The sequence below is a fragment of the Flavobacterium sp. CG_23.5 genome (assembly GCF_017875765.1).
In the GTDB taxonomy this organism is placed as follows: Bacteria; Bacteroidota; Bacteroidia; order Flavobacteriales; family Flavobacteriaceae; genus Flavobacterium.
Window position 1 is genome coordinate 1124454 of the sequence record NZ_JAGGNA010000001.1, and the last position, 21312, is coordinate 1145765.

21 protein-coding genes are annotated in these 21312 nt (G+C 34.0%); 8 read left to right on the forward strand and 13 right to left on the reverse strand.

The window, feature by feature from the left end:
• The first annotated feature begins 8 nt into the window (after positions 1-8).
• The 6 genes from H4V97_RS04700 to H4V97_RS04725 all read left to right on the forward strand — a co-directional run bounded on the left by H4V97_RS04700 (position 9) and on the right by H4V97_RS04725 (position 8465).
• On the forward strand, positions 9-1442 hold the full coding sequence (locus H4V97_RS04700) for a SusD/RagB family nutrient-binding outer membrane lipoprotein (protein WP_209549086.1): 1434 nt from the start codon (positions 9-11) through the stop codon (positions 1440-1442).
• Between the two features lie 22 nt (positions 1443-1464).
• Positions 1465-3147 carry a gamma-glutamyltransferase gene (gene ggt / locus H4V97_RS04705; RefSeq protein ID WP_209549087.1) on the forward strand — a complete coding sequence of 561 codons (1683 nt, stop codon included), beginning with the start codon at positions 1465-1467 and terminating at the stop codon, positions 3145-3147.
• Positions 3148-3213: 66 nt separating this feature from the next.
• A complete protein-coding gene (locus H4V97_RS04710; protein ID WP_209549088.1) occupies positions 3214-4302 on the forward strand; it encodes an alpha/beta fold hydrolase in 1089 nt (362 codons plus the stop codon).
• Between the two features lie 715 nt (positions 4303-5017).
• Positions 5018-6610 carry a bacillithiol biosynthesis cysteine-adding enzyme BshC gene (gene bshC, locus H4V97_RS04715; protein ID WP_209549089.1) on the forward strand — a complete coding sequence of 531 codons (1593 nt, stop codon included), beginning with the start codon at positions 5018-5020 and terminating at the stop codon, positions 6608-6610.
• Between the two features lie 54 nt (positions 6611-6664).
• Entirely contained in the window at positions 6665-7936 is a 1272-nt protein-coding gene (locus H4V97_RS04720; protein WP_196850928.1) for an acyltransferase family protein, read from the forward strand.
• Between the two features lie 109 nt (positions 7937-8045).
• Positions 8046-8465 carry a nucleoside-diphosphate kinase gene (locus H4V97_RS04725; protein ID WP_196850927.1) on the forward strand — a complete coding sequence of 140 codons (420 nt, stop codon included), beginning with the start codon at positions 8046-8048 and terminating at the stop codon, positions 8463-8465.
• 141 nt (positions 8466-8606) lie between these two features.
• Here H4V97_RS04725 and H4V97_RS04730 read toward each other — a convergent pair whose 3' ends face one another.
• Entirely contained in the window at positions 8607-8903 is a 297-nt protein-coding gene (locus tag H4V97_RS04730) for a DUF721 domain-containing protein (protein WP_196850926.1), read from the reverse strand.
• Complete coding sequence (locus tag H4V97_RS04735; protein WP_196850925.1) at positions 8884-9327, reverse strand: hypothetical protein; 444 nt, start codon at positions 9325-9327, stop codon at positions 8884-8886. The genes H4V97_RS04730 and H4V97_RS04735 overlap by 20 nt, the downstream gene beginning before the upstream one ends.
• 263 nt (positions 9328-9590) lie before the next feature.
• Between H4V97_RS04735 and H4V97_RS04740 the strand changes: the two genes are divergently transcribed.
• A complete protein-coding gene (locus H4V97_RS04740; protein WP_209549090.1) occupies positions 9591-10667 on the forward strand; it encodes a serine hydrolase domain-containing protein in 1077 nt (358 codons plus the stop codon).
• Positions 10668-10857: 190 nt separating this feature from the next.
• Here H4V97_RS04740 and ftsY read toward each other — a convergent pair whose 3' ends face one another.
• From ftsY to H4V97_RS04795, 11 genes are all read right to left on the reverse strand, one after another.
• Positions 10858-11811, reverse strand: a complete 954-nt coding sequence (gene ftsY, locus H4V97_RS04745; protein WP_196850923.1) for a signal recognition particle-docking protein FtsY — start codon at positions 11809-11811, stop codon at positions 10858-10860.
• Between the two features lie 128 nt (positions 11812-11939).
• Complete coding sequence (locus tag H4V97_RS04750; protein ID WP_196850922.1) at positions 11940-12092, reverse strand: DUF4295 domain-containing protein; 153 nt, start codon at positions 12090-12092, stop codon at positions 11940-11942.
• Between the two features lie 88 nt (positions 12093-12180).
• Positions 12181-12363 (reverse strand): 50S ribosomal protein L33, encoded by a 183-nt coding sequence (gene rpmG, locus H4V97_RS04755; RefSeq protein WP_017495179.1) that lies wholly within the window; start codon positions 12361-12363, stop codon positions 12181-12183.
• Between the two features lie 27 nt (positions 12364-12390).
• Positions 12391-12627, reverse strand: coding sequence for a 50S ribosomal protein L28 (rpmB, locus tag H4V97_RS04760; protein WP_024980263.1), 237 nt, complete (start codon positions 12625-12627; stop codon positions 12391-12393).
• A gap of 71 nt (positions 12628-12698) precedes the next feature.
• On the reverse strand, positions 12699-13952 hold the full coding sequence (locus H4V97_RS04765) for a competence/damage-inducible protein A (protein ID WP_209549091.1): 1254 nt from the start codon (positions 13950-13952) through the stop codon (positions 12699-12701).
• A 185-nt stretch (positions 13953-14137) separates the two neighbouring features.
• Positions 14138-14482, reverse strand: coding sequence for an Hpt domain-containing protein (locus tag H4V97_RS04770; RefSeq protein WP_196850920.1), 345 nt, complete (start codon positions 14480-14482; stop codon positions 14138-14140).
• A complete protein-coding gene (locus H4V97_RS04775; protein ID WP_209549092.1) occupies positions 14482-15093 on the reverse strand; it encodes a fumarylacetoacetate hydrolase family protein in 612 nt (203 codons plus the stop codon). The genes H4V97_RS04770 and H4V97_RS04775 overlap by 1 nt, the downstream gene beginning before the upstream one ends.
• A gap of 95 nt (positions 15094-15188) precedes the next feature.
• Positions 15189-15959: a 3'-5' exonuclease gene (locus H4V97_RS04780; RefSeq protein WP_196850918.1), complete on the reverse strand. Its 771-nt coding sequence runs from the start codon at positions 15957-15959 to the stop codon at positions 15189-15191.
• Between the two features lie 173 nt (positions 15960-16132).
• Positions 16133-17437 carry a dihydrolipoamide acetyltransferase family protein gene (locus tag H4V97_RS04785; protein WP_209549093.1) on the reverse strand — a complete coding sequence of 435 codons (1305 nt, stop codon included), beginning with the start codon at positions 17435-17437 and terminating at the stop codon, positions 16133-16135.
• 84 nt (positions 17438-17521) lie between these two features.
• Positions 17522-18709 carry a glycosyltransferase family 2 protein gene (locus H4V97_RS04790; RefSeq protein ID WP_209549094.1) on the reverse strand — a complete coding sequence of 396 codons (1188 nt, stop codon included), beginning with the start codon at positions 18707-18709 and terminating at the stop codon, positions 17522-17524.
• Between the two features lie 196 nt (positions 18710-18905).
• The gene (locus H4V97_RS04795; RefSeq protein ID WP_196850915.1) at positions 18906-19148 is read right to left on the reverse strand and encodes a hypothetical protein; all 243 of its coding nucleotides are present in this window, start codon (positions 19146-19148) and stop codon (positions 18906-18908) included.
• A 277-nt stretch (positions 19149-19425) separates the two neighbouring features.
• Between H4V97_RS04795 and H4V97_RS04800 the strand changes: the two genes are divergently transcribed.
• Entirely contained in the window at positions 19426-21288 is a 1863-nt protein-coding gene (locus H4V97_RS04800; protein ID WP_209550273.1) for an ABC-F family ATP-binding cassette domain-containing protein, read from the forward strand.
• Positions 21289-21312 lie beyond the last annotated feature (24 nt).

Below are 21312 nucleotides of genomic sequence, written 5' to 3' on the forward strand. Positions count from 1 at the left end.
TAAGAATCATGAAAAAAAGATATATAACTACAGTACTACTTGGTATTTTAACAATTAGTGCCTGTACAGAAAATATTACTCGTTTTAATGAAGAGACAAAACTTGCTAGTAGCGTTCCCGCCGGAAGTTTGTTTTCAAATTCAGTAAAAACACTCTCCGACGGATTGGCTTCAGCGAGTGTCAATGTAAATATATTTCGCCATTTTGTAAATCATTGGGCTCAAGCCGTCATTCAGGAAGAAGCAAATTTTGATTACATTACACGAGCAATTAATGATGCTTGGTGGACTCGTATGTATCGTGATGTATTAAACGATTTAAAAGAAAGTGCACGAATTATAAATAAAGATGCGACTTTAAATCCGATGCAGAAAACAAATCAATTAGCTATGATTGATATTATGCAGGTATACACTTTTAATATTTTATTGACTACTTTTGGTGATATCCCTTATACTCAATCTCTAGATGACCAAAAGTTATTTCCTATCTATGATGATGCAAAAACTATCAATGCAGATTTAATGCAAAGATTAGATAACGACATCAATAAATTAAGTACAAGTGCCCCAGGATTTACTACTACAGAAGATATCCTCTTCCAAGGATCTGTATCTAAATGGATTTCTTTTGCTAATTCACTGCAAGTAAGAATGGCAATGACTTTAGCGGATGTAGATAATGCAAAAGCAAAAGCAGCTTTTGAAAAAGCAGAACCAATGGCTATTAATTCTATAGCTAATGATACCTTTATTAAATATTTTAGTGCTACACCAAATAACAATCCATTATATGATCAATTAGTATTAGCAAACCGCACGGATTATATAGCTGCAAAAGATTTAATGGATATATTAAATAATTTTTTAGATCCTCGCAAACCTGGATTTTTTGGTGTAAATAATGTGGGAGAATATGTTGGCGGAATAATGGGAGCACCAAGTGATTATCCAAAAATGTCTAAACCAAGTGCTCGTGTTGCTGCACCAAGCGCACCTAATACATTAATAGATTATGTGGAAATGGAGTTTTATAGAGCTGAAGCTAAAGAACGCGGATATACTGTATCGGGAACAGCTGAATCGCATTATAATAACGCCATAAAAGCTTCAATAATCTATTGGGGAGGAACAAGCTTGCAGGCAGATACTTATTTATTAAGACCAAACGTAGCTTATTCAACTGCGACTGGCGGATGGAAACAAAAAATTGGTTTCCAAAAATGGATTGCATTATACAATCGTCCATTTGAAGGATGGCTAGAAGTTCGTCGATTAGATTTCCCTAAGTTAACAGTTCCAGTAAATGCTATATCTGGATTTCCAAACCGACTAAAATATCCTTCAAGTGAACAACAGCTAAATGGAGCAAATTATAGTAAAGCGGCGGCAAAAATTGGTGGTGATAAAAGTGAAACAAAATTATTTTGGGACATCTTCTAATTAATAAATAGACAAAAGACATATGAAAAAGTCAATTCTAATCCTATTCCTATTATCAACAAAACTCCTGTTTGCCCAAGATCGTTTAACAGGAAAAAACTTTGCCACTAGATCTGAAGTAATTGGGCAACACGGAATGGTGGCGTCAAGCCAACCATTAGCCACCCAAATTGGAATAGATATTTTAAAAAAAGGAGGGTCTGCTGTCGATGCAGCAATAGCCGTTAATGCTGCATTAGGTCTTATGGAACCAACAGGTAGTGGTATTGGTGGTGACCTGTTTGCAATTGTATGGGAGGCCAAAACCAAAAAACTATATGGCTTAAACGCAAGTGGACGATCGCCAAAAGCACTGACTTTAGATTATTTTAATAAAAATAACATAAAGCATATTCCCCCTAGTGGTCCTTTACCAGTAACTGTTCCGGGCTGCGTTGATGGTTGGTTCGAATTACATAATAAATTCGGAAAAATACCAATGAAGGACATCTTAAATCCCAGTATAAAATACGCCGAGGAAGGCTTTCCAACTACCGATTTAATAGCTTATTATTTACAAATTACATTGAAAAAATATATGAAAATGTATCCAAATGTAAAAGAAACATATACGGTTGATGGTAAGTTGCCTCAAAAAGGAGATATTACTAAAAACATTTTCTTAGCAAATACTTATAAAAAAATTGCTAAAGGTGGAAGGGACGCTTTTTATAAAGGAGATATTGCGAGAGAAACTGCTAAATTTATTCAAGATCAAGGAGGCTTCTTAGCTTACGAAGATTTCACTACTCATAAATCTGATTGGATTGAGCCGGTTTCAACAAATTACAGAGGTTATGATGTTTGGGAATTACCCCCTAATGGCCAAGGTATATCTACCTTACAAATGTTAAATATTATTGAAGGGTATGATTTTACTAAAATACCTTTTGGTAGTGCTGAACATTTGCATATTGTAAACGAAGCTAAAAAACTTGTTTTTGAAGACCGAGCAAAATACTATGCGGATCTAGATTTTATGAAAATTTCAGTAACTGATTTGTTATCAAAAGAGTATGCATCACAACGTAGATCATTAATCAATCCTGACAATGCCGGTACATTTAAAGCTGGAAAAGAAAGTAATGGTGGTACTGTTTATTTAACTGTAGCTGATAAAGACGGTAACATGGTTTCACTAATACAAAGTAACTACAGAGGAATGGGTTCTGGAATGGTACCACCTAAATTAGGTTTTATGCTTCAAGATCGAGGGGAATGTTTCAATATTGCCGAAGGAACACCAAATTCATATGCGCCCCAAAAAAGACCTTTTCATACTATAATCCCTGGTTTTGTAACAAAAAAAGGAATTCCATTTATGAGTTTTGGCGTGATGGGTGGCGATTTTCAACCTCAAGGACATGTACAGATATTAATGAATATGATTGATTTTGGAATGAACCTACAAGAGGCAGGCGATGCACCTAGATTCGAACATATTGGTTCTACCAATTTTACAGGCGAATTAGCGGAAGGTAAAGGAGAAATTCTGATTGAAAATGGATTTGACTTCGAAGAAATAAAAAAATTAATTCAAAAAGGACACAAAGTTGGATTTGGTGGCTATTATGGCGGCTACCAAGCAATCATGTTTGACTCGGAAAGAAAAGTATATTTTGGGGCTTCGGAAAGTAGAAAAGATGGTCAGGCTACTGGGTATTAACTGACTTTTTTTAAAAAGAGTATAGTATTGAACAACAGGAATTAGCATTATATAAATTTTAATACAATGAAAGTTAAAAACTTATTTACATTATTCATATTATTTTTTGTTGCTAGTCACAATAGCAATGCTCAAATGAAATTCCCATCACCAATTGAGGGAGATTATTTAATTAAAGATTTTGTCTTTAAAAGTGGTGAACATATTGATAAACTCAAACTTCATTATACAACAATTGGAAAACCAACCAAAGATATAAATGGAAAAATCAACAATGCGGTTTTGATAATGCATGGCACTACTGGAAGCGGAACTAACTTTTTAAGCGAACAGTTTGGAGGAAATTTGTTTGAAAAAGGACAATTACTGGATGCTACAAAATATTTTATCATTCTACCTGATGACATTGGTCATGGTAAGTCATCTAAGCCAAGTGATGGCATGAGGATGAAATTTCCTAAATACAATTACGATGATATGGTATTAGTGAACTATAAATTACTAACAGAACATTTAAAAGTAGATCATCTCCGTCTAGTGATGGGTACATCAATGGGGGGAATGCACACTTGGGTTTGGGGCTACACTTATCCAGATTTTATGGATGCTTTGATGCCGTTAGCTAGTTTACCCGTGGAAATAGCTGGCAGGAATCGTATTCAAAGAAAAATGGCTATTAAATTAATAGAGATGGATTCGAAGTGGAAGAATGGTGATTATGTTAAACAACCAAAGGAAGGAATGACTGGCGCAATACTGTCACTTATGTTTATGGTTAGTAGCCCTTTGCAATGGCAATTAAATGCTCCTACTAGAGAAAAAGCAGAAATCATGATGGATAAAACCTTAAATAGATACTTGTCACTATTAGATGCTAATGATCTAATTTATGCCTTTGATTCATCTAGAGATTACAATCCGCAACCTCATTTATCCCATATTAAAGCACCTTTAATTGCTATAAATTCAGCTGATGATCAAGTAAATCCTCCTGAATTAGGTATAATGGAGAAAGAAATCAAAAATGTTAAAAATGGCAAATACATATTATTACCAATAACAGATAAAACGTCAGGCCATGGAACGCATTCAAATCCTAAAATTTGGGGACAATATCTAAAAAATCTACTTAGAGAGTCGGAACCAATATACTAATTAAAATTCAATAGCAATCTTATCCTTTGAGGAAATCTTTTGCATTTATCATACGCTTGTTCTTTCAAAAATTATTTTTTCTCGCTTTTTACGAAAAAAAACGAATTAAGTAAATAAACCAACTTAAATTTGTTCTGGCACTAGATAAATATTTAATCGATACAAAAAGTGTAAAAGTAAAGTAAGAAAAGAAACGTTTAAGATTACTTATTCTAACTCAATATAAACTTTTACCAGTGAGTCAGGTAATTTTAGAAATACTTCTCTAAATAAATTTTAAAAAAATACAAAAAAGGTTGCTCTTTAAAAGGCAACTTTTTTTTTAGGCAATTTCTGGATAAGCTATCTACATTATTTTTCTTTTAAAACTAATAGATTAATTTTTAAAAAATCAAATGATATAACATTCTTTTTCATCCATATTTGAGAGAAGTCACATTATGGAAGCAAATGATGAGAACTTTCCTTTTGTGAAATAACAAACTTCGAGAACATAAATTAATTATGATAATTATATTTCACTAAATGCAAAAGCACTTTAGTAATTGTTATTTAAATGGAAGTAAAATAATAAAAGTATGCAACGTAAACTGCTTTGAAAAAACAGTGGAAATTGATTAAAAATAAAAAATAAAAATTCAGCATTTCACAAAGCTTTCTTAAACTAAAAATTATAGCTTTACTTTTCATAATTTAGCATCAAATAAATTTCAATATGCCAACCGACTGTATCAGCTATCAAAATTCAGGATATTTTTCTTCTTTGATGAATGATTATTTAGATCAAAAAAGTAATTTACACTCTTTATACAACAGATTTCCCAAACTAGAAAATTTTGAAAATCAAATCCTCGAAAAACAAAAAAACTACAACAATCATAACAGATCCGTTTTAGTTTCCGCTTTGCAACAACAATATGCTTCTATTTCATCTTCTGTTTTAACGAAACAAAATATCGAAGTTTTAGCGCTTCCCAACACATTCACCGTAACAACGGGCCACCAGCTAAATTTATTCAGCGGACCTTTGTATTTTTTGTACAAAATTATTTCGACCATAAATTTAACGAATGAATTAAAAGCAAAATATCCTTCTTATAATTTTGTTCCCATTTATTGGATGGCAACCGAAGATCACGATTTTGAAGAGATTAATTATTTCAATTTCAAAGGAAAAAAATTCAGATGGAACACCGAAAGCACCGGTCCTGTTGGCAGATTATCGACTAAAGGCTTAGAGGATTTCTTTGACGTATACGCACTTGAATTGGGTTCCAGTACAAACGCAGAAGCGATAAAAAAATTATTTAAAGAATCTTACCTAAATCACGATAATTTAGCGGATGCTACAAGATATTTGGCCAACGCACTTTTTGGATTATACGGTTTGGTAATTCTGGATGCAGATAATTCCGACTTAAAACGAGCTTTTATGCCTTTTGCAAAAGAAGAATTATTGCATCAAACTTCACATCAATTAGTCCTAGAAACAGCTGAAAAATTAAAAGAGTATACCGTTCAAGTTAATCCCCGCGAGATAAATTTATTTTATATTGAAGATAATATACGAGAACGAATTGTTCTTGAAAATGGAAAATACAAAGTAAACCACACCAAGATTGAATTTTCGGAAACTGAAATTTTAGAATTACTGGAAAATCATCCGGAGAAATTCAGTCCAAATGTGATTATGCGTCCGTTGTATCAAGAAGTAATTTTACCCAATTTATGTTACATTGGCGGAGGCGGAGAAATTGCATATTGGCTGGAACTAAAATCTTTCTTTGATGCTGCAAAAGTAACTTTTCCAATACTTTTATTAAGAAACTCAGTACTGCTGGCCACCGAAAAACAAGCTAAAAAAGCGGAGAAGTTACACTTAAATTGGACTAATCTATTTTCTAAACAATCCAATTTAATCAACAGTAAAACCAAAGAATTATCGGAGTTTCCAATAGACTTAACACCTATTAAAGAGCAGTTACGAAAACAATTTGAAGCGCTTTTTGAAATGGCAAATCATACCGATGAATCATTCATGGGAGCAGTAAAAGCACAAGAAGTAAAACAAACCAAAGGATTAGAAAATCTGGAAAAACGTTTGCTTAAAGCACAAAAAAGAAAATTAAGCGATGTTTTGCAACGCATCACCGATTTACAAAATGATTTGTTTCCAAATCAAAGTTTGCAGGAACGTCAAGCAAATTTTTCCGAATTTTATTTAGAAAATGGAGACAATCTGATTCCAATGATTATTAATCAATTGAAACCTTTGGAACAAAATTTCGATATAATTTTATTGCCATAAACTTAAATTTTCATCAAGACACGAAGTACTATTAACCATAACCAACCAAAAAAGATGACCAAAGAACGTTTAATTTCACTGGATACATTTAGAGGATTTACAATTTTATTTATGACAATTGTAAATAATCCTGGAAGTTGGACTTCGATTTATCCCCCTTTGGAACACGCGGAATGGAATGGTTGCACCCCCACCGATTTGGTCTTTCCTTTCTTTATTTTTATAATGGCGGTAGCCATATCTTTTGCAATGCCAACTAAACAGTTTGACAGCGCTACTTTTAATAAAATAACAATACGTGGATTACGGATTTTTTGTTTGGGATTATTTCTTAATTTTTTTGGTAAAATAGAAATTTTGGGTCTGCAAGGAATTCCATTATTGTTGAGTCGATTAGTAATAACTATTGGAGTAAGTTATGCGCTTTTGGGCAATTTCAGTCTGAAAATCAAGACCTATTTGACACTTTTTGTTTTTGTTGTCTTATTGTTTCTAGCTTACAGCGGTATCGAAGCGTATCAAGAAGTTAGAATTCCCGGAGTATTACAACGAATCGGGATTGTGTATTTTTTTGTTTCTCTTTTGTACTTAAAAACGAATCAAAGAACACAACTTCTAACCGCAGTATCACTATTGCTGCTGTATTGGGGATTAATGGCTTTTGTACCCGTTCCGGGAATTGGAGCAGCAAACTTTGAAAAAGGGACCAACTTAGGTGCTTGGTTAGATAGTGTACTATTAGAAGGACACATGTGGATTTTTTCAAAAACTTGGGATCCCGAAGGCATATTAAGTACAATTCCCGCAATTGCTTCAGGAATAATCGGGCTACTTATTGGACAATTGATCAACAGTTCTTTACCAAAGTTGGAAATTGTCAAAAAGATGGCTATAGTAGGTTTAACAGTTACATTATTGGGGCTACTTTGGAACATCGTGTTTCCTATCAACAAATCACTTTGGACCAGCTCCTATGTTTTATATACTTCTGGATTGGCAATACTGTGTTTAACCGTTTCATTTTATTTAATTGAAGTTGCAAATTATAAAAATTGGACAAAGCTATTTTTAATTTGGGGAGTAAATCCAATGGTTGTATTCTTTTTCTCTGGTATTATTCCGCAAGGATTGAGAATGATTCAATTTCAAAACCCTCAAATACCAACAGAACAAATTAATCTTCAAAAATATCTGTATACTTTTTGGATTGCACCATTTTTCGATAATCCTTTATTGGCATCCTTGGTCGGAGCTTTAATTTATGTTGGAATTTGGTCTTTCATTTTGTGGTTATTTTATAAAAACAAGCTGATTTTTAAAGTATAAATAACAAAAATAGCACTTATAACAAATAAAAGCCTCATAACTGCTGATTTAATAATTTCAATTCAAAAAAAAGTCTATTTTTGCACAAAATTTAAAAAAAGAAAATAAAATGGCTACTAATAGAACTTTTACAATGATTAAGCCTGATGGCGTTGAAAACGGACACATCGGAAATATATTAGCAATGATCACAACTGCTGGTTTCAAAATCGTTTCTTTGAAATTAACTCAATTAACTGTTGCTGATGCACAAGCATTTTATGCTGTTCACGCTGCAAGACCATTCTACGGTGAATTAGTTGAATTCATGACTCGTGGTCCTATTGTTGCTGCTATTTTAGAAAAAGACAACGCTGTTGAAGATTTCAGAACATTAATTGGTGCTACAAACCCAGCTGAAGCTGCTGAAGGAACTATCCGTAAAGCATACGCAACTTCTATTGGAGAAAATGCAGTTCACGGTTCTGATAGCGATGAAAATGCAGCTATCGAAGGTGCTTTCCATTTTGCTGGAAGAGAGCAGTTCTAGATTTTAGAATGTTGATTAACGATTTTTGATTGCAGATTTAAAAATCATCACATAAAAAATTCCCGTTTCCAAAAGAAACGGGAATTTTTTATATCTACTAAAATCTGAAATGAAAAATCTGCATTCTTAAATCAAAAATCTTTATCTCAAAACTACGTCCTTAACCACGTCACGACGCAATTCTTCGTTGATCATCGCGACAATTTTGGATCTTCCATGACTTAATTCTTCTCTCAAAACCGAAGAAGTCAACTCTACATATAAAGTCGAACCTTTCAAAACTACATTTCTGGTATAACTATTAACACCGTTCCCCATCAGGTTTTTCCAAGCATCCTTTACGTCAATCTGGTCCATTCCTGGCTGCAGTTTGTTTACTTGGATGATTTGTTTCAAAACATCCCCTATCGTACTTTGATTATTTAGTCTTTTTGCCATCGCCCAGAAGATTTATTGGTCCAGTTTTCTTATAATGATATTCCTTTTTCTCCGCGTTTTTCAGCACCATTTCTTCATCCGAAAGTGAGACTAATTCCTCGCTCCACTTTGTAAACGGAGTCGAATAATCCAGAAAAACTTGATCCGCTGCAAAACGTACCGTTACATTTTCATAGGTGTTATTTACCAAGAAAGTACCATCTAATTGCGGCATAACTTTCTTCCGCATTCCGCTGTTGTTCTTGCCTATTTGGAAAAAATCATAACTTTCATTCATCCCATAATCCTTATCTTTCCCTTGGTCAAAAACTACTTTTTCGATTTCCCAATACCCATTAATTTTAGAAACATCAGCGGGTTTTATCTTTTGCTGACAAGCAACAAATAACAGTGAAATAAATAAAATTCTAAAGGTATTTTTCATATAATTATTATTTTTAGGAGCAATTTCCTGCTGTCCACTATATCTTTTTCTTGTCATTCTTCCTTCGTCAGAATCTCAAGAAAAAGGATGCCTCCCGACACTTCGGGATCATCAGGGCTAGGAAATTCGAAACAAAATAAAGTTTTCGTTTCGAAGACAAAGTTAAACTTATTAAACTCAAAGAAAACAAAAAAAGTAAAAACGAATTAAACTATTTTATATATTTTTGGTCTTAAACTAATTAGAAATAAATCAGTCGTAAGATGCCAAAAATAATCTATAGTTTTCTAATCCTATTCCTATGTATCAGCTGCAATTCTGAAACATCGGACTCCAAGCCAACTCCTGTACTAACAGAAACAATTTATTTTCCACCAGTAACAGGTACTAGTTGGGAAACAAAATCCATAGCTAGTTTGGGATGGAAACAAGCTGCCGTTCAACCGCTTTTAGACTATTTAGAACTAAAACATTCAAAGGGTTTCATTATTCTTGTCAACGGAAGAATTGTATTGGAAAATTATTTCAATGGCCATTCAGCATCGACTAATTGGTATTGGGCAAGTGCCGGAAAAACATTGACTTCAACAGTTACAGGAATTGCGCAACAAGAAAATCTTATAAATATCAACAATAAAGTTTCTCAATATATTGGAACGGGTTGGACAAGTGAGACTTTAGCACAAGAAAACTTAATTACATGCAAAAACTTACTCACCATGACTTCCGGTATCGAAGATATTGCCAATGGCGATGCTATTTCTCCTGCAAGTCTTCAATACAAAGCCGATGCAGGAACGCGTTGGGCGTATCATAACGTATATGTAAAATTGCAAGACGTGATTGCACAAGCTTCGGGACAAACCTGGACAAATTATTTCAATGCCAAATTAAGAGACAAAATAGGAATGGATGGCGCTTGGTTTCAATCAGGAAATAATTCTGTTTATGGAAGTACAACACGCAGTATGGCTCGTTTTGGATTGTTAATGTGCAATAAGGGAAAATGGAAAAATGATGTTATTTTAAACGAAACCTATTTTAACGAAGCAACAACCACTTCTCAAAACATAAACCTTGGGTACGGCTATTTATGGTGGCTAAACGGAAAAAGCACTTATCATTTACCGCAATCACAAGCAACGTTTCCCGGAAGTATCATTCCAACTGCTCCAAGCGATATGTTTATGGCTTTGGGTAAAAATGACCAAAAAATATATGTCGTTCCCAGCAAAAATATGGTAGTGATTAGAATGGGCGATGCGGCCGATAATGTAAATCTTGCTTTATCAGATTTTGATTCTGTTTTATGGCAAAAAATAAATGCTTTGTATCAATAATAAACTACCTATTTTTTATTCTTTTTATCATTCCAACAACAAAGAATATTAAACCAAATACTAACAAAAAGTAATAGAGTTCGCGGTTTTTATCTCTAACAAGATTAGCCAAAACAAAAGAAATGATGCTGACTAAATAAAGATACATCGTTGGTATATTTTTAAAAGAAGAAAAATTCATTGTATTATATTATTTAAAAAAACTATCTACAAATTCGTATTTATTAAAAACCTGCAAATCTTCAATTCCTTCTCCTACGCCAATGTATTTCACAGGAATCTGAAATTGATCCGAAATACCAATTACTACTCCACCTTTGGCAGTTCCATCTAGTTTAGTAACCGCAAGAGAAGTCACTTCGGTAGCGGCAGTAAATTGCTTGGCTTGCTCGAAAGCGTTTTGACCTGTAGAACCATCCAAAACTAATAAAACATCGTGTGGTGCATCACCTACCACTTTTTGCATTACTCGTTTAACTTTGGTTAATTCGTTCATCAAATTGACTTTATTATGCAGACGACCGGCAGTATCTATAATTACGATATCGGCATCTTGAGCAACCGCTGATTGCAAAGTATCAAAAGCGACTGATGCAGGATCACTTCCCATATTTTGTCTTACAATAGGAACACCTACTCTATCGGCCCAAATTTGTAATTGATCAATCGCTGCGGCACGAAAAGTATCTGCAGCACCCAAAACTACTTTGTAACCCGCTTTTTTAAATTGAAATGCCAACTTTCCGATAGTCGTTGTTTTACCAACTCCGTTTACACCGACTACCATTAAAACATAAGGTTTCGTTTGAATTGGAATTACAAATTCAGTTGCTTCACCCGAGTTGGTTTCAGATAATAAACTCGCAATTTCTTCTCTAAGGATTTGATTAAGTTCATCTATCCCTAGATATTTGTCTGCAGCTACACGACTTTCTATTCGAGTAATTATTTTTAATGTGGTGTTTACTCCAACATCCGAAGCCACAAGAATTTCTTCCAGATTATCTAAAACGTCATCATCAACTTTAGTCTTTCCAGCAACCGCTTTAGTCAATTTTGAAAAGAACGTAGTTTTTGATTTTTCCAGACCTTTGTCTAATGATTCTTTTTTCTCTGGGGAAAATATTCTTTTAAAAAAACTCATTGTATAAATAGTATTAAAAATGAAGTATTTAGACTTAAATAGCCAATACGATTTTCTAACGGTAAATATAGAAAATAAAAAAGCTACTTCCGAATGAAAGTAGCTTTTCTATATACTGCTATTGTAAATTACTTCTTTTTCAAGAACTCATCTACTGCTTCCGGAGTCATAATAGATTCTACGAATGTATATGCTCCTGTTACTGGAGATTTCACCATTTTGATGGCTTTTGATAATCTCTTAGAAGATGTCTGTAACGTTGCTACTGTTTTCTTTGCCATGACTAATTATTTTTTTATTTGAAATTTCTAAAAGTAAAAATCTCTAATTAATGTATTATTTCAAATTTTTAAAAGTAAAAACCTCTAATTATTTAATTTCTTTGTGAACAGTTACACGTTTCAAGATTGGATTAAATTTCTTAATCTCTAATCTGTCTGGAGTATTTTTTTTGTTCTTTGTTGTGATGTATCTTGAAGTCCCTGCAACACCTGATGTCTTGTGTTCAGTACATTCTAAAATTACCTGGATTCTATTACCTTTCTTTGCCATCTTGCTATTTTTTTATTTTGGAAGGGATTATTTGATAAATCCTTCTGACTGAGCTTTTTTCAAAACCGCAGCAATTCCATTTTTATTAATTGTTTTTATCGTAGATGCAGCTACTCTTAGAGTAATCCATCTATCTTCTTCTGGAAGATAAAAACGCTTTTTAACTAAGTTTACAGAAAATTTTCTCTTAGTTTTGTTCATAGCGTGAGAAACGTTATTTCCTACCATCGCTCTTTTACCTGTAAGGTCACAAACTCTTGACATTATACTATCTTTTATCGTTATTCAAATCGAGGGTGCAAAGAAAAGAAAAATAAACCTATAATGCAAAATATTTAATGCACATTTTTCAAAATTTCTTTCTGTAATATTTCTAAACTCTTGATTACAGTTCTATCTATCACTTTTTCACGTGGTTGCCCAAAATTAAATTCTTCAACAATTATATCATTTGGCGTAGCCAATGCAATAAAAACGGTCCCAAGTTCCCTATTTGAGTCTCCTTTTGACGGACCAGCGTTTCCAGTTGTCGCAATTGCGTAATCTGTTTTCATCATTTTTTTTATGCTCAATGCCATCGCCGAAACCACCTCTCGGCTCACCACAGAATGTTCTTTTATGAGACTTTCCGGTATACCTAGTACATTGATTTTAGTTTCTGTCGCATAGGAAACGACGCTCCCTTTAAAATACTGAGAGGACCCAGCAACAGAAGTTAATACTTGAGCAATCTTTCCTCCGGTACAACTTTCGGCCGTTGAAATGGTTTTATTTTGTTTTGCCAGAATTCTACCTACAACAACTTCAATCGTTTCGTCTTCATCAAAACCCACGATAATATCGTGAATGATGGCATCCAAAGTTTTTACATTTTCATCAATAGCCGCTTCTAACTTTTCTTTGTCAGTACCACGGGCAGAAAGTCTCAAACGAACCCTTCCCGGAGCAGGCAAATAAGCCAATTTTATAAATTCAGGAAGGTTATTTTCCCAATCTTCAATTCGCTCTGCAACAAGGCTTTCACCTTGGCCGTAGGTAAGAATTGTTTTATGGATAATATAAGGACGCTTGTACTCTCGAACTACTTTCGGGATGATTTCATTTTCTACTAAATACTTCATTTCATAAGGTACTCCTGGAAGTGAAATGAAAACGGTGTTTTCTTTTTTCATCCACATACCGGGCGCTGTGCCCACTTGATTATGAAGCACCGTGCATTTAGATGGCACAAGAGCTTGGTCTTTATTAACTTGCGAAGCTTTTCTATTCATCACGCGCTCAATTAACTCAATCACGTGGCTTTCGACTTCTTTATTAACTATTAATTCATCTTCGAAATAGTCGCAGAATGTTTTTTTGGTAATATCATCTTTTGTTGGCCCAAGACCGCCAGTAATAATCACCAAATCTACCGTATTTTGAAGCTTCGCAAAAGTATCAAGAATGTCTTGTTTATTATCACTTATCGAAATCATTTCGTGAATCTCCACTCCTATTCGATCTAATGATTTTGCAATAAAACCCGAATTAGTATCGACAATTTGTCCTATTAAAATTTCGTCACCTATAGTAATTATGGTTGCTTTCATTTTTTGAAGTTGAAGGAGTTTTTTTTTGAGAGTTTAATTTTAAAAAGGAACATCTAAATTAGCACATTCCGCTTTTGCGTGAGGGATAAAAGTGAAAATCCTCTCTCGTCTCGTTTTAAGAACGAGACGAGAGAGATTGTAACGGATAGCCCGACCCGACCTTTTGGGAGGGTCACGCCCAAATTTTACAAATCGAAGTCTTTCTTGATTTCTTTGATAGCATCGTTAATCTGAGTCTTGACGCTTTTAAAAGTCTCTTTTATTTCTTTCTTTTTGCCTTCCGCTTTTGTCCAAGCTTCAATTTGCAGAATTTCTTCAAAAGCGACATTCAAACCTAGCAAATCGAGCGTAGGTTTGATTTTGTGAGCATAAGCATAAGCATGTTTATGATCTTTCTTTTTTATTCCTTCTTTGATTTGCATTAAATCTTCTGGAACTTCGGTTACAAACAAAGTCAGAATTTCATTTACAAATTCTGGATCGTTATCTGAAAGTGCGTACACTTTGGAAAGGTTATATTTTAAAGCCATTATTTTACTTGTATTCTAAAGAGTTGTTGTCCTTCTAAAAATCCTTCTAAAACATCGTCCGGTTTTACCGCAGCAACTCCTTCTGGAGTTCCTGTGAAAATAATATCGCCAATTTTCAATGTAAAAAACTGAGAAACATAAGAAATCAGTTCGTCAATTTTCCATAACATAAAGCTGGAATTACTTTTTTGTACCGTTTCATTATTGTTCGTTAATTCAAATGTAAGATTTTCTAACGAATTAAATTTATTTTTCGGTAAAAATTCTCCTATAACTGCCGAACCGTCAAATGCCTTAGATTTTTCCCATGGCAACCCTTTTGCTTTTAATTTATCTTGCAAATCGCGAGCGGTAAAATCGATTCCTACACTAATCTCGTCATAATATTTATGAGCAAACTTAGGTTCTATATATTTTCCAACTTTACTGATTTTTACAATAATTTCGATTTCGTGATGAACATCTTCCGAAAATTCCGGAATTACGAACGGATGCTGCTTCAATAAAACGGCCGAATCCGGTTTCATAAAAACCACAGGTTCCGTTGGTCTTTCGTTCTGTAATTCTTCTATATGGTTGGTATAATTTCTACCGATGCAGATTATTTTCATTTGTTTTGAGTTGCTAAGTTACTAAGCTATAAGGTTGCTAAGAAAATAAGTAGCGAAAAAAACTTAGAGCCTCAGAAAATTATATACTTAGAACCTTATTTCGTATTCAATTTTCTAAGCTTAATTGCCGTTAAAACTTTCTTGGTATACAAAGGAAAATCGGCATTTTGAATCCAACTAAAATAACCTGGCTCTGTTTCTAAGACCTTATCAACTTTCACTCCTTTGTGTTTTCCAAATGCGAAAATCTCTTCGTTATCTTTATCAAAAGCGATCATCCCTGCAAAATCAGCAATCTTTTTTCTGGTTGAAAATTCCGAAAGCAATTTCATGTCATTTTCCAATTCCGGATAACGATCTAATTGTGCTTTTAGGATTTCATAAGTTGCCATAGTATCCGCTTCTGCCGAATGTGCATTTTCCAATCCTTTATCACAATAGAATTTTAAAGCTGCTGACAAGGTGCGTTCTTCCATTTTATGAAAGATAGTTTGAACATCTACCGAAACTTTTCCTTTCATGTCAAAATCTACTCCAGCACGCAATAATTCCTCCGCCAACAACGGAATATCAAAACGATCCGAGTTAAATCCAGCCAAATCACTGTCTTTAATCATGGCATGAACCTGCGAAGCTAATTCAATAAATGTTGGCTCATTGGCTACTTTTTCATCTGTAATTCCATGAACCGCGGTTGTTTGTGCAGGAATAGGAATGGTTGGATTCACTAACCATGTTTTGCTTTCTTTGTTTCCGTTAGGGAAAACTTTGAATATTGAAATTTCCACAATTCTATCTTTTCCGATATCAATTCCTGTAGTTTCCAGGTCGAAAAAACAAATTGGTTTACTAAGTTTGAGTTCCATTTTATATTTTTATAATAGTACAAATGTAAATTTTAAACACGAAATTCACGAATTATGACAAATTAATTTCACTCAAAAAAATAAGGTTTTTTGAGTGATAAAAAAGTTTTAAAAAACAAAACCCGACAGATTTTTTTTCAAAATTTGTCGGGTTTGTACGTGATTATTTATTTTTATAAATCTCTGTTTACATCAAATGCTTCTAGGTATTCCGCTACTCGTTTGACAAAACTTCCTCCCAGCGCACCATCTACAACTCTATGGTCATAACTGTGCGATAGGAACATTTTTTGACGAATTCCTATGAAATCACCTTCCGGAGTTTCAATAACCGCTGGCATTTTACGAATCGCTCCAAGAGCTAAAATCCCAACTTGCGGCTGATTCAAAATTGGAGTACCAAATACACTTCCAAAAGTCCCCACATTAGTAACGGTATAAGTTCCACCTTGCGTATCGTCCGGTTTTAACTTTCCTGCTTTTGCACGACCACCTAAATCGTTTACCGCTTTTGCCATACCAACTAAGTTTAATTGATCTGCATTTTTTATTACTGGAACAATTAGATTACCGTTTGGCAATGAAGCTGCCATACCTAAATTAATATTTTTCTTTTTGATGATAAAATTGCCATCAACAGAAATATTCATTCCCGGATAATCTTTAATTGCTTTCGCAACTGCTTCCATGAAAATAGGAGTGTAAGTTAATTTCTCGCCCTCTCTTTTTTCGAAAGCGACTTTATTTTTTTCTCTCCATTTTACAATATTCGTTACATCAACTTCAATAAACGATTGTACATGCGCCGAAGTTTGTACGGAAGCGACCATATAACCCGCAATTAGCTTGCGCATTCTGTCCATTTCAATTACTTCATCGCCACCGCTTACGGAAACCGGAGCTGCTTTTTGAGCAACTGGAGCTTGAACAGGTTTTGGAGTTTCAACTGTTTTTGCAGGAACAACAACAGGTTGATTACTTCTATTTTTTACGTGTTCTAATATATCATTTTTAGTAACTCTTCCTTCTTTTCCAGTTCCAGAAATCGCTTCTAATTCTGCAACAGAAACGCCTTCTTCTTTAGCTATATTTTTCACTAATGGAGATAAGAATTTTTCAGAATCTGAAAAATTTGTTGGAGTAGCAACGCTTTCTTTCGCAGCTTCCACCGTCTTTTCAACTTCGGCAACAGCCTCTTGAGCAACAGCTTGTTTTAAAACTGGGACCAACTCACCACCTTCGGTTTCAATGATTGCAATAGTTTGACCAACCTGAACTAAATCATCTTTTCCAAATAATTGCTCAACCAAAATACCGGAAACTTCACTTGGCACTTCACTGTCAACTTTATCAGTTGCTATTTCAAGTACCGCTTCATCAGCTTCAATTTTGTCTCCAACTTCTTTTAACCAGTTTGTAATGGTTGCTTCTGCGACGCTTTCTCCCATTTTAGGAAGTTTTAATTCAAATCTTGCCATATTGTTAACCTAAAAGGTGATTTTTGTTTTCAGTTTGCGAAATTACTAAATATTTTAAATATAAATTACATTTAATGTAATTTTTCACTCTATTTTTACAACCGTTCCTCTTTCTCTGGAATTATCACTTCCTATTAAAAAATTAGCACCTTTAGGAAGAATCTTAAAGGTTAATCCTTTGTTTTTTAATGATTCCATAAAATGGATACTCTCTTTGAAGGAAACAAAATCGTTGTCCAATAGAATTTCAGTTCCTGTGTTACCTAAATTCCATGACGAAATTACCATTTTTTCTGTTTTCAAATCATGAAAAGAAACTTTTTTTTGAAAAATTAAAGCCAGTTTAGTTGCTAAATCGGTATTAGAAGAATAAATAACAAAAGATTTTGGCTTGGTTTTTATTTTGGTTCGACCTTGAAACATTTTAACAAAAGAAAAAAATACAATTCCTGTTTTCATAAATAAAGAAAAGACAAAGGATCCCGTCCCGAGACTTCGGGATCGAGTACTAAAATGCTTTTTATAAAAAAACTGCATGGCTTCCTGAAACCGTTTTATATAAATCCCGTCCTTAATTGTGCTTTCCCCTTTATAATGTATTACTGAAGTTTCATGGAAATAATAATTCGATTTTCCTTCTTTCAAAACTCGATACGACAAATCAATATCGTCTGAATACATGAAACAATCCTCATCAAATCCACCTATTTCTTGATAAAGATTCCGCTTCATAAACATAAAAGCTCCCACCAAAATATCGACTTTTCCAGTTTCATTTTCCGATAAATGCTGTGCATAGTACTTACCAAACCATTCAAATTTGGGACTTATTTTATACAAACCCAGAACTTTGGTAAATGCTACAAATGGCGTTGGGACACCTCTTTTGCTTTCGGGCAGAAAATTCCCGGTTCCGTCGATGAGTTTCACACCTACAATTCCTAAATCTTTTTGCCGTTGGGCGAAAGCCAAAACTTTAGTAAATGTATCTTCAGCAACAACAGTATCCGGATTTAGAATGCAAATATATTCTCCTTTGGCAACAGCAACGCCAATATTATTGCCTTTTGGGAACCCTAAATTGGACTCGTTTTCAATAAGTTTTATATTGGGAAAACGCATTTTCATCATTTCGCAACTGCCGTCCTGAGAATTATTATCGACGACAATAATTTCACTGTCAATGTCTGAAAGCGCACTTTGCACACTTACAAGACAGAGTTCCAAAAAATAGCGAACGTTGTAGTTGAGAATAATGACGGATAATTGCAAATTCTATTTTTTGAGTTATACTTTATATCGAAAAAGCTTAAATAACAATCAACTATTTTTCGATAAATATTTTAAACTCCAAATCTAACATTATGATTTTTAATAATTCGTTTGATTCAAAATTTTAATTTTAAATCAAACCAATTTACAAAATGGGATGTGTTTATGAAGATTAATTCCCATTCCAACATTTATCTCATTCCAGTTTTTTACTGTTCACTTCAAATGTTGAGTACGTTCCTATATTCCCTTCTCTAAATAAGCGCAATGGTTCTTGATTTTCAATACTGTTTTCATTTTCAAAAATAGGATTCCCCACCAAATCATATCCCACGACATTATTATCGTCTAAAAAGGTTTTAATGCTTTTTAAAATTTTAATATCGTCAATGCTTATAATTCGTTCGATAAGATTCATTTTTAATTTTTCTGGAATCATGACTGTTTAATTTTATTCTCGAATTTACAAATTATTTAAAAAAAGAGAACCAAATATTTTCATAAAAAAATAATAAAAAATTAATTTGCAACTCAAATTAATTCGGTTCCTTTTAAAAGCTTTTTTATTGCGAAACTAAAAATCTGAAACAAAATGAATAAATAAATGACTACAAATATTTATAAATGAACCATTTCCATCAATACTTTTTACACTCACGGTCACAGGATTGCAACAACTTCATTTAAATAGCTTACTTTTGCAAAAAATTACACTTGTGAATTACTTATCTGTTGAAAATATCTCGAAATCTTTTGGGGAAAGAACGCTTTTTGAAAATATTTCTTTTGGGATTAACAAAGACCAAAAAATCGCCTTTATAGCCAAGAATGGCTCGGGAAAAACCACTATTATGAGTATCATCAACGGTTTAGATGAATCTGATACCGGACAAGTCGTTTTGAGAAAAGGAATTAAAATGGCTTTTTTGTCGCAAAACAATAATTTGCAGGAAGAACTGACTATTGAAGAGAGCATTTTCGCATCAGATAATGAGATATTGAAAGTCATTGAAGCCTACGAAAAAGCATTGGAAAATCCCGAAGATGAAGAAGCCTACCAAAAAGCTTTTGATGGAATGGACCAACATAATGCATGGGATTTTGAGACGCAATACAAGCAAATTTTGTTCAAATTGAAGTTGGAAGACTTCAAACTGAAAGTGAAGAATCTTTCGGGTGGACAGAAAAAACGTTTGTCGCTGGCTATCATTTTAATCAATCGCCCTGATTTATTAATCTTGGACGAACCTACGAATCACTTGGATTTGGAGATGATCGAATGGCTGGAAACTTATTTTGCCAAAGAAAATATTACGCTGTTTATGGTGACGCATGACCGTTTCTTCTTGGAGCGTGTTTGCAATGAAATCATTGAACTGGACAACGGAAAACTATATTCCTATAAAGGAAACTATTCGTATTATTTAGAGAAAAAAGAGGAACGCATCGCTTCCGAAAACTCTAGTGTGGATAAAGCGCAGAATCTTTTCGTAAAAGAATTGGAATGGATGCGTCGCCAGCCGAAAGCGAGAACGACCAAATCGAAATCGCGTCAGGACGATTTTTATGACATTAAGGAAAAAGCACAAAGTCGCCGTCGCGAAAACAAGGTGGAGCTTGAAATAAATATGGAGCGCATGGGAAGCAAGATAATCGAGCTTCACAAAATTTCCAAAAAATTCGGGGATCATGTGATTTTGGATAATTTCAGTTTCGACTTTCAGCCGGGAGAACGCATTGGAATCATTGGGAAAAACGGAACCGGAAAATCGACTTTCTTGAATTTATTGACCGGAGGAATTCCGCTTGACGGAGGAAAAGTCGTGATTGGCGAGACGATAAAACTAGGTTATTATACCCAAAGCGGGATCAACCCGAAACCGGGACAACGCGTGATTGATGTGATTAAGGAATACGGAGAATTTATTCCGTTGATGAAAGGGAGAATGATTTCGGCTTCGCAATTGTTGGAGCGTTTTCTTTTTGACGCCAAAAAACAATACGATTTTGTGGATCGATTGAGCGGTGGAGAATTAAAGCGTTTGTACTTATGTACGGTTTTGATTCAGAATCCAAACTTTTTGATTCTTGATGAGCCTACCAATGATTTGGATATTGTGACGTTGAACGTTTTGGAAAGCTTCCTTCTGGATTATCCTGGATGTTTGTTAGTGGTGTCGCATGACCGTTACTTTATGGATAAAATTGTGGATCACTTATTCATTTTTAGAGGAAATGGTGTAGTTGAAAATTTTCCTGGAAACTATTCTGATTTCAGAGCCTACGAAGACAGTACGGATGTAGCGCAAAAAGAGGAAAACAAAGCCGAGAAGAAAGATTGGAAACAAAATAACCCAACAGGAAACCTAACCTTCAACGAGCAAAAAGAATTCCAGAAAACAGAAAAAGAAATCAAGGATTTAGAAGTTCAAAAAATTGCGATTGAGCAATTATTTTCGGACGGAAAAGTACCTGACAATGAAATTGAGAAAAAAGCAAAAGAACTCGAAAACATCATCAACAAAATAGAAGATAAAGAAGAACGCTGGTTTGAATTGAGCGCGAAAATTGAGGGGTAAAAAGCCCCGTAACCCCCGAAGGGG